The sequence below is a fragment of the Corallococcus sp. AB049A genome (genome assembly GCF_003668885.1).
GTDB lineage: Bacteria > Myxococcota > Myxococcia > Myxococcales > Myxococcaceae > Corallococcus > Corallococcus interemptor.
The window spans coordinates 1-14,171 of sequence record NZ_RAWL01000220.1 but is presented as its reverse complement, the minus strand read 5'-3'; the positions used below and the strand labels follow the sequence as shown (position 1 = coordinate 14,171).

The following is a 14,171-nucleotide window of genomic DNA, read 5'->3' as shown; positions in this document are numbered from 1 at the left end:
GGTGGCGGGCGTGGCCGGAGCGGCCGGGGCGGTGGTCGCACCGGGCTTCGCGGCCGGGGTGGCCTGCGCGACGGCCGGAGCGCCAGCAGCGGCGGGAGCGGCGGCCTGGGAGGACGCGGGCTGGGCCATGAACAGCGCCATCACGAGGAACTCAATCACTCCGTCGCTCCACCCAGCACGGCCTGGACCGTGCCTTCGAAGGTGAACGTCTGGTCCGCGGCGGACAGCGTGAAGCGGTCCGCCCGCATCTGGTAGTCGGGGCCCTTCATCGTCACGCCCTCCTCGCCATGGGCCAGGCGCGCGGTCGAGTCGTAGGTCAGCCGGGGGGTGTTGGCCACCAGGCCCTCCCCCGTCTTCACGACGACGCCGCCCGTGCCCACCCACGTCTTGGACGCGAGGCTGCCGTCCATATTCGGCGCGCGGATGGTGGTGCCGGCCTGCTGGGAGGGGGGCGAGCCCTTGCCCGGGGGCAGGGTCACGACGACGTCCGTGGCCTGCACCTCGCCGCCCGCGCGCCGGTAGTTGACGCGCGCGGCGGTGCCGGAGACCTGGAGCGTGTCGCCTTCGTAGGAGCGCAGGCGCGCGCCCTCCAGCACCACGTCCGGGCGCGGCTCGTTCGCGGCGCCCGGGGCCGGACGGCGCGGCGCGCAGGCGGTGGCGAGGAGTCCCAGGAAGCTCAAGGCAAGCAGGCGCGGCACGACGCCCTCCTTATCACCGCGCCGGGGCGGACGGTGCGCCAGCGAGGGCCGGGGGAACGTCCTCGGGTGGACGCGTCTTCCAGCGCTGATGCATCCACACCCACTGTTCGGGGGCCCGGCGGATGGCCGCCTCGATGCGCTGCGACAGGGCGGCGGTGAGGGCCTGCACGGCCGCTTCACGCTCCGTCGCGTCCGGGTGCGGCACCTCCTCCATGGTGAGCCGGTAGCCCTGCCCTTCGCGCTGGCAGAAGCCCACCACCACCGCCGCGCCGGTGCGCAGCGCCAGGTCCGCCGCCGCGCGCGGGGTGGCCGCCAGCTCCCCGAAGAAGGGCACGAAGACGGACTGCACCTTGGTGTCCTGGTCGATGAGGATGCCCAGGATTTCGCCGCTGCGCAGCGCGCGGAGCATGGCCCGGGCCGCGCCCTCCTGGCCGCGCCAGATGCTGCGCACGCCGCCCTTCGCCCGGAAGTCCTCCACCAGCGCGGTGAGGCGCGGGTCGCTGGTCTCCTTCGCGATGCTCTGGCTGGGGTAGCCCGCCTTCGCCACGCGCCGGGCGAGCAGCTCCCAGTTGCCCACGTGGCCGGACACGAAGACGACGCCCTTCCCCTTCGCCAGCGCGGCCTCCAGCACCCGGCGGTCCTCGGGGGGCCAGGACACCAGGGACTCCAGCCCGGCCTCCAGCGCCCGCGCGGAGGCGACCTCCAGGGCCGCGGCGGCCAGGTGGCGGAAGGCGTCACGGGCGAGCGCGTCACGCTCCGCCGGTGTGCGCTCCGGGAAGGCGCGGGCCAGCGACTTGAGCGCCTTCCTGCGCTCCGAGCCCGCGAGCGCGTACGCCCAGCCGCCCAGCGTCATGCCCAGGGCGCGGGCCATGCCCAGCGGCAGGAACTGGAGCAGGCGCAACATCCCGGCGATGAGCAGGTAGCGCAGGAAACGCTTGAGGCGCTTTGTTAAAGGGGGACGCTCCACGACGCGTCTCCATATCCCATGCGCGAATACAACTTCGACGGCCTCATTGGCCCGACCCACAATTACGCCGGCCTCTCGCCGGGCAACCTGGCGTCACAGCACCACGGCGGCCAGCCCAGCCATCCCCGGGAGGCGGCGCTCCAGGGGCTGGAGAAGATGCGCTTCGTGTCGGAGCTGGGCGTGGGCCAGGCGGTGCTGCCGCCCCAGCCACGCCCTTCCCTGCGCACCCTGCGGGCGCTGGGCTTCACGGGCTCCGACGAGGACGTCATCACCCGCGCCGCGCGCGACGCGGAGCACCTGCTGCGGCTCACCTCCAGCGCCTCCGCCATGTGGACGGCGAACGCGGCCACGGTGGCGCCGTCCGCGGACACGGCGGATGGCCGGGTGCACCTGACGCCCGCGAACCTCACGCAGATGTTCCACCGCGCCATCGAGGCGGACACCACGCACGCGGTGCTGCGCGCCATCTTCGCGGACGCGAAGCACTTCCAGGTGCACGCCCCGCTGCCCGGCGCCTCGCACCTCGCGGACGAGGGCGCGGCCAACCACACGCGCCTCTTCACCCCGGGGCACAAGGCCGTGCACCTGCTCGCGTGGGGGCGCAGCGCGTGGCAGGACGTGAAGGGGCCGCAGCGCTTCCCCGCACGCCAGACGCTGGAGTCCAGCCAGGCCCTGGCGCGGCTGCACCAGCTGGCCCCGGAGCAGGTGGTGCTGCCGCGGCAGCATCCGGACGGCATCGACGCGGGGGCGTTCCACACGGACGTGCTCGCGGTGGGCAACGAGCGCTTCCTCATGCTGCACGCGCTGGCGTTCGTGGAGCACCCGAAGCTCCTCCAGACGCTGCGCGAGAAGCTGGGCGACGCCTTCCGCTCCGAGGTCGCCACGGACGCGGAGCTGCCCGTGAAGGACGCCGTGCGCGCGTATCCGTTCAACTCGCAGGTGCTGTCGCTGCCGGACGGGAGCATGGCCATCATCGCCCCCATCGAGAGCCGCGAGACGCCCACCGCCCGCGCCTTCCTGGAGCGCGTGGTCGCCGGGGACAACCCGGTGAAGGCGGTGCACTACCTGGACGTTCGACAGTCCATGAACAACGGCGGCGGCCCGGCGTGCCTGCGCCAGCGCATCACGCTCACGGACGCGGAGCGCGCCGCCATCACCGCGGACGTCTTCTACTCACCGGCGCTGCATGAATCGCTCGCGGGCTGGGTGCGCAAGCACTACCGCGACGTGCTCAAGCCGGAGGACGTGCGCGACCCGGCGCTCGCTCGGGAGACCATGACGGCGCTCGACGAGCTGACGCGCCTGCTCAAGCTGGGAAGCGTGTACGACTTCCAGCAGTGACGTGAGGCGTTCCGCCTGCCTGCCCTCCGACCCGCCGGACGAGGGCAGGCTCCCACGGCCGTGTCACCCCGGTGGTGAATGGCCGCCCGCGTCGCCCGGACACACCTTGAACGCAAGAAGGAGGTGATGTCCCCCATGATCCCGAACGCCATCCAAAGTTATCTGCGGCGACACCGCGTCCCCTTCGAGCGGTATGCCCATGCACGTGCGGTGAGCGCGATGGAGCTGGTGGATGCCCTCAACGTGCCCGGCTGGCGCGTGGCCAAGTCCGTCATCGTCCTGGCCGACCGGCAGCCCTGGATTGTCGTCGTGCCCGCGCTGACGACCGTGGACCTGCGGCAGGTCCGCCACACGCTGGGTGTCCGCACCACGCGGCTCGCCGCTGAATCCGAATTCGCCGACCACTTCCCTGACTGCGAGACGGGCGCCGAGCCTCCCTTCGGTGAGCTGTACGGCCTGCCCGTCGCGATGGACGAAGCCCTGAGCGTCAACGAGCGGCTGCTATTCCGCGCGGGCTCGCACAAGGAGGCCCTGGAGATGCGCTTCCAGGACTTCGCGCGTCTGGAGTGGCCCCTGGTCGCCTCCTTCATCCACCCGGCCACGATGGAGAAGGGCGAAGCGAAGGCCTCGTACAACGGCTCTCAGGAGGACTCAGGCGCTCCAGCCTGAAGGGCCCTCATGGCGGAGGAGCGTCGCTGACCGCCGGTGAGCCCGGCTCGTCCTCCAGCAGCGCCCCCTTGTGTGCGTCCTGCAGCGCACGCTCGCGTTCTTCCAGCCGCGCCGCCCAGGCCTCACCCTCCACGCGCCGTGCGTCGCCGAGCGGCATGAGCCGCAGGCCCTCGTGCACCGAGCGCGCGGCCGCGTCGTAGCGCGACAGCAGCTCCTGCAACCGGGCCACCGCGAAGTGGCTGTCCGGTCCGGGCAGCAGCCCCACGACCGAGCGGCGCTGCTCCAGCGCGCGGGCCAGCAGGCCTTCCTTCTCGAAGCTGTCCGCCTCCAGCGACAGCCGGCGCGCGCGCTGCCGCGTGTCCGTCAGGTACGGCGCCACGGCGGCCAGCGTGTCGCGGGACCTACGCGTGAGCCCTGCCTCCTGCTGCCGCGTGGCCAGCGTGAAGGCCAGCTCCACGTCGTGGGGGAAGCGCTTCGCGAGCGGCTCCAGGGACTGAAGGGCCTCCGCGCGCTTTCCCTGCGCGCGCCACACGTCCGCGCGCAGCAGGTGCGTGGCCACCGCGTCCGGAGCGCGCCGCTCCACCTCCGCGCAGGCCGCCTCCGCCGCGGAGAGCTCCCGCTGGGCCAGCTGGCCCCGGGCCTCCTGCATCCACAGCGCGGTGGCCTCGGGCTGGCCCTCGAAGTGCTCACGCGCCCAGGCGAGCCAGGCGAGCCCCAGCGTTCGGCGTGAGGGCACGGCGAGCATCGCCTCCGCCAGCGCCACCGCCTGCCCGGGGGCCTCGGGCGTGAGGGTCTTCAGCTCCTCGACCGTGCGAGCCCTGGGCATCGCCTCGCTGCTCAACACGCTCGAGTCCCCGGCCTCGTGCGCGAGCCGGTACTCCAGGAAGGCCTGCTCGCGGCGGCCCAGGTGCAGCAGGGCCCGCGCGGCCACGCGGTGCACGGGGGCATCCAGGGGCCGCAGGTACAGCGTGTGATTGACGAAGGCCAGCGCGTCCTTCGCGCCCGCCGCGCCGTGGGACACGGAGGCCATCGCCATCAGCCGGTACAGCAGGTAGTCCGCCGGGTGCACGCCGATGAGCTGGAGCCCCAGCGCCCGCACCTCCGCGTCCGGTGCACGGGCGGAGATGCGCTCCGCAAGCAGGGCCTCCGCGTCCGCCATCCTCCGGCGTCCCGGCACCAGCGCGACGAGCAGCACCACCGCGAGCCCCGCCGCCAGCGCCATCGCGGGACCGGCGGGCAGCGTGCCCTGCTTCGTGCGGCGTGCCGCCATGCGCTCGGCCTCACGGGGCCGGGCCACCGAGCCCAGCACCACCGCGACCGCCACCGCGCACGCGGGCAGCTCCAGGCTGAAGTCGAAGAGGTTGTGCAGCGCCAGCGCCGCCACGCCGGACAGCGCCGCCAGCTCCACGGGCCCGTGGTCCTCGCGCCGCACGCGCTTCACGAAGGCCCAGACGCCCAGCCCCAGCAGCAGCAGTCCCGGCACGCCCCACTCCGCCGCCCACTGCAATACGGCGTTCTCCGGGTGCGTGAAGGTGTTGGGGTTGGGCTCGGTCTGGTAGCGCGGGAAGGCGGCCTCGAACGCGCCGCGCCCCATGCCCAGCACCGGGAAGGCGCGGGCCGCGCGGGCCATCATCGGCCAGGGCTCCATCTTGCCGCGGCGCAGGGACTCCACGCCGTCCACGGTGCGCGCCTCCGCCCACAGCTGATCCGCCGCCAGGTACGCGCCCACGGACAGCGTGGCCAGCAGCCCCAGCAGCACCGCCGCGCCCTTGCCCCACGCGGGCCTCGCGGGCGTGCGCGCCTCGCGCCGCTGCTTCATCAGCCACACGGCGAGCAGCACCTGCCCGAAGACGAAGAACACGATGCCCGCGCGAGACAGCGACAGGAGCACGCCCGCGCCGGAGACGAGCGCCGCCATCGCGAAGGGCCACGCACGGGAGCGCGGCTGCTTCGACAGCGCGAGCCCCACCGACACCGTCGCGCACAGCCCCAGGAAGCCCGCCAGGTGGTTGGGGTTGCCGAATGGCGTCACCAGCGGCGGCCGCGCGTGCACGTACGCCCGCAGTCCGAACAGCGTGTCCACGCCGGACAGCGCGTGCCCCAGCCCCACCGTCGCCACCGCCGCGCCCGTGAACGCCAGCACCGCGAGCAGCCGCTGCCTCGACGCGCGCGCCCGGCACACCTGCACCGCCGCGAGGAACGTCAGGAGATAGGCCCCGTGCTTCGCCAGCTCACGCCAGGTGGCGGAAGGCTCCAGCGACACCGGCCGCCAGTCCGTGAGCCCCAGCGGCACGAGCACGTCCGCGCGCAGCGCCTCGGCCTCCGGGCTCACCCACGCGAGCAGTGCCGGTGGCAGTGGCACCAACTGCAGCGCGCACAGCACCAGGCCGCCCACCAGGGGGGCGGACAGGAGCGGCACGCGAGGCGTCTCGCCCTGGCGCCGGGCACCCACGAACGCCAGCACCGCCGCGGCACCGGAGAGCGCGACCAGCGGCCAGGCCACCCAGCGCGCCGCGCCGCCGAGCGCCACCGGGCCCAGCATCACCAGCGCCGCGAGCGCCGCTTCCGCGTAGACGGTGTACCGGGAGACGCGGTGGGAGCCAGGAGCCATGCGCGGCGCGGGAGTATGTCACGCTCCTCACGGACCACCGGGGTCCGCCTCCCAGCGAGCGGACGAGACGCCTGGACGCCTCCTCCCCTGGCGCGGCTTTTCCGGGGCCCGCGAATGAACGTGCCCCCGGGACACCGCTTGCATCCGGGGAATCATCTGGCATCTTCGCCCGACCCCATGCGTCGCCTCCTGCTCACCGCCGCCGTCCTCTGCGCCTCCCTCTCCGGACTCACCGCGTGCAAGAGCGCCTGCCGCGAGCTGTCCGAGAAGCTCTGCGAGTGCGCCTTGAACTCGGTGGAGAAGCAGGCCTGCCAGCAGCGCGCCGCCGACGAAGAGGGCCGCGTGGAGCCCACCGCCGACGACGAGCTCGTCTGTGAGGCGAGGCTCGACGGCTGCGACTGCCGCGCCATCGAGACCGAAGCGGGCAAGAAGGCCTGCGGCCTCGCCCGCTGAAGGACGCGCGGCAGGAAGCCTCAGGCGCCCGGGACCACGGGAGCCGAAGCAGCCCGCGCGGACGGGCCTTCCACCCACGGCTGCAACCCGCGCCGCACCCGCGTGCGCCACGGCGTCTCCACCCACCGGTGCACCGCCACCGAAGCGGGCACCAGCAACGCCAGCAGCACCGCCAGGAAGCGCGTGGGCGAGGAAAGGTCCACGAACCGCTCCATCCAGTGCACCCCCTCGCTGACCGGGAACTGCAGCAGGTACAGCGCGTAGCTGGCCCCACCCAGGTGCACCAGCCACGGCCGTGCCAGCAGCCGCCCCAGCGGGCCACCACCCCGCGCGAGCCCGTACACCAGCAGCGCGGACGCCGGCGCCAGCAGCGCGTTGTGCATCAGCGGATACGGAATCACCGCGCCCTGTGAGAAGCCCGCGACCAGCAGCGCCGCGCCCGCCAGCGCCATCACCGCGCCGGAGCGCTGGGACGCCGCCGACGCGCGCTCCCGCACGAAGACGAGCCCCAGCAGCACGCCCAGCAGGAACTCCGGCAGGCGCGCCAGCGGGTTGAACTTCATCATCGTCAGCCAGAAGCCGCCGGATGCCGCGTCCAGCGTGCCCGGCCCGTCCGGCCGCAGCACCAGGTAGAGCACCGGCGGCAGCAGGCCCAGGAGCCACACGCCCACCAGGGCCGCCGTCATGCGCGCGCCCCGGAAGCGCTCCAGCCGCCCGGCCAGCGCGGGGAACAGCGCGTAGAAGAACGCCTCCACCGACACGGACCAGGACGGAGGGTTCCAGTACAGCGCGAGCCGCGGCACCCACGACTGGAGCAACATCAGCGTGGTGAGCCCCGCCGTGCCCAGCTTCGCCACCGCCACCGGCAACGGGTTGTCCGCCAGCGAGGCCTGCGCCGTGGGCACCGCCGACAGCAGGAACATCAGGAGGAACACCGGGTAGACGCGCGCCACCCGCGCGCTCCAGAAGGCCCGGGGCGGGGTCTGCATCCTCCCGGCCGTGTCCACGTAGTTGTACGCGAGCACGAAGCCGGACAGGAGGAAGAAGACCCCCACGGACGCATAGCCGGAGGCCACCACCTGCACCATCCACTCCGGCGCCACGCCCTGGATGCACGGGGTGCCGAAGTGGAACAACACGACGTGCAGGGCCGCCAGGAAGCGCAGCCCTGTCAGTGCATCCAGCGAGCCTCCGGACTGCTGCTTCATGGCTACTTGCGGCCGATGCCGAAGTAGGTGAAGCCCAGCTCACGCATGCGCGCGGGCTGGAAGATGTTGCGGCCGTCGAACACGACCGGCGTCTTCATCAGCTTCTTCATGCGGTCGAAGTCCGGGTGGCGGAACTCGTTCCACTCCGTCACCACGAACAGGCCGTCCACGCCCTCCAGCGCGTCGTACGGCACCTCCGCGTAGCGGATGCGGTCGCCGAAGACGCGCTTGGACGCGTGCGCGGCCACCGGGTCGTGCGCAATCACCGTCGCGCCCTTGCCGATGAGGCCCTCGATGACCTCGATGGACGGCGCCTCGCGCATGTCGTCCGTCTTCGGCTTGAACGCCAGGCCCCAGACGCCGAACTTCTTGCCCTCCAGCGACCCGTAGTGCTTCACGGCCTTGTTCACGAGCAGCTTCTTCTGGCGCTCGTTGGTGCGCTCCACCGCGCGCAGCAGGTCCAGCTCCAGGCCGTACTCGCGCGCCGTGGTGACGAGCGCCTTCACGTCCTTGGGGAAGCAGGAGCCGCCGTAGCCCACGCCCGGGAAGAGGAACGGGTAGCCGATGCGCTTGTCCGCGCCCAGGCCCTTGCGCACGAAGTCCACGTCCGCGCCCACCTTCTCGCAGAGCGCGGAGATGTCGTTCATGAACGAGATGCGCGTCGCGAGCATCGCGTTGGCCGCGTACTTCGTCAGCTCCGCGGAGCGCGTGTCCATGAACAGGATGGGGTTCTCCGTGCGCACGAACGGCGCGTAGAGCTCACCCATGATGTTGCGCGCGCGCTCGGTGTCCGCGCCAATGACGACGCGGTCCGGCTTGAAGAAGTCGTCCAGCGCGGCGCCTTCCTTCAGGAACTCCGGGTTGGAGACGACGTCGAACTCCACGTCCGTCACCTTGGCGATGGCTTCGCGAACCTTGTCCGCGGTGCCCACCGGCACGGTGCTCTTGTCCACCACCACCGTGTACTGCTTCATCGCGCGGCCCACCGCCTGCGCCGCCGCGAGCACGTACTGGAGATCCGCCTCGCCGCTCTCACCTTCCGGAGTGCCCACGGCGATGAACACGGCCTGGGCGTTCGCCACGCCTTCCGCCAGGTTCGTGGTGAACGTGAGGCGCTTCTCCTTCACGTTCTTCTTGATGAGCTCCTCCAGACCCGGCTCGTAGATGGGAACCTGTCCATCCTGGAGCATGCGGATCTTCCGCTCGTCGATGTCCACGCACGCGACGTCGTTGCCCGAGTCAGCGAAGCAGGTGCCCGCGACGAGTCCGACGTAGCCCGATCCGATAATGGCAATGCGCATTCTTTAAGTGTCCTGGTTTCGACAGGTGGCGTCATGAACTCATACGCCGACCCGCGCACCGAAAGAAAGCCCGGGCGCGCAGGACGCAGAGCGACCAGACAGGCTTATCGCCCCGTGAGGAGGCGCCGCAGTCGATCCACACCCCGCAGGGCGGATGAACGTCCAGGGGTGCTCACCGGACCCACCACGCCCCGGTCCAGCAGCTCACGGGTCGCGCGGCGCAGCGGCGGGAAGGCGGCGGTGGCCTGCGCTTCCGCGTCCGGGAACAGCCGCGCCACGATGGCCAGCGACGTGTAGAGGGCGCGCTCCAGGCCGAACGCCTCCGCGCGTGAGAGCAGCGCCGGCACGTCCAGCGGGCGCGAGTACACGCCGCCCATCCAGGTGGCGCCGGTGATGAGCTCGCGCAGGTCCACGAAGGACAGCCACGGCACGTCATACCCGTGGTGGGCCTGGTCCAACGCGGTGAGCAACAGCGCGTCCTCCAGCTCCGGGCGGAAGACGGACTGGCCGTAGACCTTCATGGGTTTGGCGCGCTCGAAGATGCCGGCCAACTGCTCACGTCGGTTCGCGCCCAGCACGTCCGCGTAGATGTGGATGGGGGTGCGGCCGTCGGACACGACGCGGGCGGCGCCGCTGTTCGTGGAGTCCGGCTCCGGGACGAACTCGTGGTTGGACAGGTAGCCGGCGAAGCCGTCCACGTCCATGCGGCGCACCAGCACCTGGATGTCCAGCACGGGCCGGAAGCCCACGTGCGGATAGAGCGCCTCCGCGAAGGCCGCGCCGCCCAGGAGCAGAATCTTGCGGCCCTCCAGCTGGTCCACGATGCGCTTGAAGTGCACCAGCTTCATGACGTTGTCGTTCACGGAGCCGGTGTAGATGGACATCATCCGGTCGCGGGCCCACTCGGGCGCCTCGCCGCCACCCATGCGGTACTCCAGGTTGTACGCCGCGAGCGGCGCCAGCCCCTGCGAGATGGCCCAGTCGACATAGGCCTCCCACGGCGCGCCGCGCAGCTTGCCGCGCGGGGGCTCGAAGGAGGACAGGACCCGGAAGGTGTCGAGGAGGCTGGGCGCCATGGTGCGGCACCTTTAATGGGCCGGGCCCGCCCGCCGCAATCACCGTCTTCCAGCAGGCGGCCGGACGGGCCGTGGGGCCCCTGGCTCCGCTCCCGTCCCGGGCGGCGGCCCCCGCAGCCGCCGGAGCGCGTACGCCACCATGGGCCCGGCCCGGGGCGCGAGGGCCAGCTTCGCGGCGACCCACGCCGGCTTGTTCCTCGCCAGCTCCGCGTCCACCAGCCGGGGCCCGGAGAACAGCCGCGTCGCCAGCGCGCGCTGCCACCGGGGAGGCGCCAGCGCCTTGAGCACCCACCCGGGCACGGGCGCGTCCAGCAGCCGCCGAGCCGCGTCCCACGCGTACCAGACCAGATGGGGCAGCCCGGTCCGCCGCGCGCGCGTCACCACGCGGTCCCAGTCCAGCCGGGGGTGCGCCCGCGCCAGCAGCTTCAGGTCGAACAGCCAGGCCAGCCGCTGCAGCAGGTGGTTGCTCGCGTGCAGGGACAGGTACACGGCCTCGTCCTCCGGGCACAGGTAGCGCACGGGGTGGCCGTCCAGCGTCGCGTCCACGGCGCGCGCCACCAGCGCGTCGCCCTCCAGCGCCAGGCCGTAGCCCGCGAGCGCGCGGTAGTGCAGCTCCACCAGCCCGTCCGGTCCGGTGAGCTCCACGTGGTGCGCGTCGTCCCGGTCCACCTCGCCGGCCTGGGTGGTGAGCCCCATGCCCTCCAGCGCGTGCACGGCGCACAGCATCCGCGCGCGCGGCACCAGCAGGTCCACGTCGTTCGTCGCGCGCTGGAGCGGCTCCGGGTAGAGCCTGCGCGCCAGCCCGTAGCCCTTGAGCAGCACCGGCGTCACGCCTGGCGCCGACAGCGCCGCGAGGCTGCGCGACAACAGCGAGCGCACGCGCAGGACCCGCGCCGCGCTCATCCGGGCCTCGCGCGACAGGAGCGCGGCCGCGTCCGGGGTCAGCGGCCAGTCCGCCTTCGCGAGCGCGTGCTCCACGAAGCCCGCCAGCCCGTGCCGCACGGCGGCCTTCACCAGCGCGTCGCAGGCGCCTTCATCCGAGGGCCCGGGAGCGTCCGGCACTTCTGGCCACGCGTAAAGCAGGGTCAGCAGGTCCGCAGAGGCGGTCATGGGCTCACCGCCGGAGCGCGATGATGCGCTGGGGCTCCGCGGCCTCCAGCGCCACCAGCTGCCCCACCCGCTCCGCCACCGCGTCCGCGACGACCTCCAGCGCCAGCTCCTCGTCCCGGTCGATGGCGGCCCGGCCGTCGCGCCAGACCAGGCGCAGCGCGCCGAGCGCCACGTCCTCCTCCTTCACGTCCAGGCGCACCTCCAGCGCGGACGCGGCGCCGGCCTGCGGGTGCTGGGACTCGAAGACGACGCCCGCGCCCACGTCCTCATGCGGGCGGCGCAGGCGCAGCTCCAGCGCGGACAGGCTCAGGCCCTGGGACAGCGGACGCACGGCGTTCCACACCTCCTGGAACGAACCGGCCGAGCGCACCGCCGAGGTGACGGAGCGCACCAGCGAGCGCAGCTCCAGGTTGCGCTGGCGCGTCTGCTGGACGACGTCCATGTGGCGCAGCATGTCCAGGTAGCCCAGCTTGCGCATCAGCACCATGATGACCACGCCCACGCCGCTGAGCAGCAGCGCGCTCTGCATGCTGTTGGCGAAGTTGAGCGCCAGCGCGGTGACCATGAACAGCGTGCACAGCGCGTAGAGCACCAGCACGGTGGTGCGGTGGGACAGGAAGAGGCGGCTCATCAGCCGGTGGTGGATGTGCTCCTTGTCCGCGCTGAACATGGGTCTGCCCAACAGCGAGCGGCGCACCATGGCCAGCAGCGTGTCCATGATGGGCAGGCCCAGCGCCATCACCGGCACCAGCAGCGCCACCGCGGTGCCGCTCTTCGACGACGTCTTGATGGAGACGGCCGCTAGCACGAAGCCCAGGAACATGCTGCCCGTGTCCCCCATGAAGATGGAGGCCGGGTTGAAGTTGAAGACGAGGAACCCGAGGATGGCGCCCGCGAGCGCCACCATCAGCAGGCACAGCAGCACGTCCCCGCGCATCAGCGCGAGCAGGAAGTGGGTGCCCACGCCGAAGAACGCGACGCCGCCCGCCAGCCCGTCCAGCCCGTCGATGAGGTTGAGCGCGTTGATGACGCCCACCACCCACAGCACCGTCAAGGGCAGGCTCAAGAACCCCAGCGCCAGCTCCGCGCCGAAGGGGTTGGCCAGCACTTCAATGCGGAAGCCAATGGCGTACAGGCCCAGCGCCACCGCGAACTGCACGGAGAACTTCAGCTTCGCGCCCGCGCCCTTGAGGTCGTCGTAGAAGCCCAGCCCCGCGATGATGGCGCCGCCCACGAAGAGGCCCACGATGAGCGACGTCTGCGAGACGAACTGGTCCCCGACGCCCGAGTCCACGAGGAACAGCGCGCACAGCGGCGCGAAGAAGCCCCCCACGATGCCAATGCCGCCCAGCCGCGGGACGGGCCGCACGTGCACCTTGCGGCTGGAGTTCGCCGCGTCCAACCAGCCCCACGCCAGCGCGCGCTCGCGCACGCGCCACGTGAGCACCAGCGCCACGAGGAGCGACACGAGGAAGGCGACGAAGAGGGTGACCATGCGAGAAGAGCGTCCACCCGCATCGTGACGGCCACCGAAGCAGCGCGTCAATGTCCCGGCGTCGCGGATGCGTCACGACCCGCCTGCCTCCTTGCTGGCACGGGCGGCGATGTCGGGCCAGGTGAGTCCTCCAGGCCTTACATCCGCGGGCCCGCGAGCAGCGCCGCCCCGATGGCGCCGGACAGGTCGCCCAGCTCGGCGATGCGCATCACGGGCTTGCGCTCCGTGATGAACAGGTGCGGCTGCATGGCGTCCTGGAGGTGGCCCATGTAGATGGGCCCCAGCCGGGACCCCAGTCCACCGCCGATGACGACGGCCTCCACGTCCAGCAGGTTGATGACGGAGGCGATGGCCACGCCCAGCATCTTGATGGCCCGCTCGATGAGCCGCGTGGCCAGCGGATCCTTCTGCTTCAGCGCGCTCGCCCAGACGCTGCTGGACAGGCGCGTGCGCTTCTTGTCGCGCATGATGTCGAAGAGGATTGTCTTCTCCCCCTTCTTCGCCGCCGAGCGCGCCTTGCGCTCCATGCACGCGCGCCCCGCGTAGGCCTCCAGGCAGCCGCGCCGGCCGCAGCCGCAGCGTGCGCCGTCCGGCTTCACCACCATGTGGCCAATCTCTCCGGCGGAGCCCTGCCCGCGCCACGGCACGCCGTTGAGCACCAGGCCGCCGCCCACGCCCGTGCCCCACCACACGCCCAGCACGGAGCGGTGGTCGCGGCCCGCGCCCAGCTTGTACTCGGCCGCGACGGCCACCTGGACGTCGTTGCCCAGCACCACCTTGCCGCCGCCCACCAGGTCGCCCAGGTCCGACGCCAGGGGATAGGGCGCGTCCCAGCCGCCCGCCACGTTGCTCGTGTGGGAGAGCGTCCCGCGGTTCGCGTCCACCGCCCCGGGCACGCCCACGCCCACGCCCGCGAGCCTCGCGGGCTCGATGCCCACGGACTGCGCGGCCTCGCCCAACGAGGCGTAGAGCTCCTTCACCACCTCGCCCGGACCGCCCGCCGTGGGGGTCGCGTGGCGGGCCCGGCCCAGCACGTCGCCGCGCGCGTCCACGATGACGGCTTCGATCTTCGTGCCGCCCAGGTCGATGCCTCCCCAGATGCGGGCCCTGTCGCTGCGCGACCCGTTCCCCGCGCGGTGCCCGTTCTTCGCTGAAGCCTCGGCCATGTGGTGCCCCCGTGGTTCGGTTCGCTCGCGGGACAATCTGCGCAGTGAGGCCCCGGCCCGTGCCGCCGTGCCAGAC

12 protein-coding genes are annotated in these 14,171 nt (G+C 72.4%); 3 read left to right on the top strand and 9 right to left on the bottom strand.

The annotated features are described in order from the left end of the window. Nucleotides 1-155 precede the first annotated feature (155 nt). On the bottom strand, nt 156-698 hold the full coding sequence (locus D7X55_RS22850; RefSeq protein WP_120548307.1) for an LPS export ABC transporter periplasmic protein LptC: 543 nt from the start codon (nt 696-698) through the stop codon (nt 156-158). Between the two features lie 13 nt (nt 699-711). Next, nucleotides 712-1,665, bottom strand: a complete 954-nt coding sequence (locus tag D7X55_RS22845) for a lysophospholipid acyltransferase family protein (RefSeq protein ID WP_120548308.1) — start codon at nt 1,663-1,665, stop codon at nt 712-714. Between the two features lie 18 nt (nt 1,666-1,683). Between D7X55_RS22845 and astB the strand changes: the two genes are divergently transcribed. Both astB and D7X55_RS22835 read left to right on the top strand, forming a co-directional pair. After that, nucleotides 1,684-3,006, top strand: a complete 1,323-nt coding sequence (astB, locus tag D7X55_RS22840; RefSeq protein WP_121724175.1) for an N-succinylarginine dihydrolase — start codon at nt 1,684-1,686, stop codon at nt 3,004-3,006. 126 nt (nt 3,007-3,132) lie between these two features. Continuing rightward, a complete protein-coding gene (locus D7X55_RS22835; RefSeq protein WP_233610001.1) occupies nt 3,133-3,675 on the top strand; it encodes an aminoacyl-tRNA deacylase in 543 nt (180 codons plus the stop codon). 7 nt (nt 3,676-3,682) lie between these two features. Here the strand turns inward: D7X55_RS22835 and D7X55_RS22830 are convergent, their stop codons facing one another. Beyond that, nucleotides 3,683-6,286, bottom strand: coding sequence for an O-antigen ligase family protein (locus tag D7X55_RS22830; RefSeq protein ID WP_121724174.1), 2,604 nt, complete (start codon nt 6,284-6,286; stop codon nt 3,683-3,685). Nucleotides 6,287-6,463: 177 nt separating this feature from the next. Here D7X55_RS22830 and D7X55_RS22825 point away from each other — a divergent pair, with 177 nt between their 5' ends. Further along, nucleotides 6,464-6,739 carry a hypothetical protein gene (locus D7X55_RS22825; RefSeq protein ID WP_120548312.1) on the top strand — a complete coding sequence of 92 codons (276 nt, stop codon included), beginning with the start codon at nt 6,464-6,466 and terminating at the stop codon, nt 6,737-6,739. A 20-nt stretch (nt 6,740-6,759) separates the two neighbouring features. On the opposite strand, the gene D7X55_RS22820 is transcribed toward D7X55_RS22825, so the two are convergent. The 6 genes from D7X55_RS22820 to D7X55_RS22795 all read right to left on the bottom strand — a co-directional run bounded on the left by D7X55_RS22820 (nt 6,760) and on the right by D7X55_RS22795 (nt 14,095). Continuing rightward, nucleotides 6,760-7,947: an acyltransferase gene (locus D7X55_RS22820; RefSeq protein ID WP_121724173.1), complete on the bottom strand. Its 1,188-nt coding sequence runs from the start codon at nt 7,945-7,947 to the stop codon at nt 6,760-6,762. Between the two features lie 2 nt (nt 7,948-7,949). Beyond that, nucleotides 7,950-9,248 (bottom strand): UDP-glucose/GDP-mannose dehydrogenase family protein, encoded by a 1,299-nt coding sequence (locus tag D7X55_RS22815; RefSeq protein ID WP_120548314.1) that lies wholly within the window; start codon nt 9,246-9,248, stop codon nt 7,950-7,952. A gap of 104 nt (nt 9,249-9,352) precedes the next feature. Then, nucleotides 9,353-10,324 carry a nucleotidyltransferase family protein gene (locus D7X55_RS22810; protein WP_120548315.1) on the bottom strand — a complete coding sequence of 324 codons (972 nt, stop codon included), beginning with the start codon at nt 10,322-10,324 and terminating at the stop codon, nt 9,353-9,355. 39 nt (nt 10,325-10,363) lie between these two features. After that, nucleotides 10,364-11,434 carry a nucleotidyltransferase family protein gene (locus D7X55_RS22805; RefSeq protein ID WP_199747083.1) on the bottom strand — a complete coding sequence of 357 codons (1,071 nt, stop codon included), beginning with the start codon at nt 11,432-11,434 and terminating at the stop codon, nt 10,364-10,366. A gap of 4 nt (nt 11,435-11,438) precedes the next feature. After that, nucleotides 11,439-12,929, bottom strand: a complete 1,491-nt coding sequence (locus D7X55_RS22800; RefSeq protein ID WP_120548316.1) for an MraY family glycosyltransferase — start codon at nt 12,927-12,929, stop codon at nt 11,439-11,441. Between the two features lie 137 nt (nt 12,930-13,066). Further along, entirely contained in the window at nt 13,067-14,095 is a 1,029-nt protein-coding gene (locus D7X55_RS22795) for an ROK family protein (protein ID WP_120548317.1), read from the bottom strand. Between the last annotated feature and the right edge of the window lie 76 nt (nt 14,096-14,171).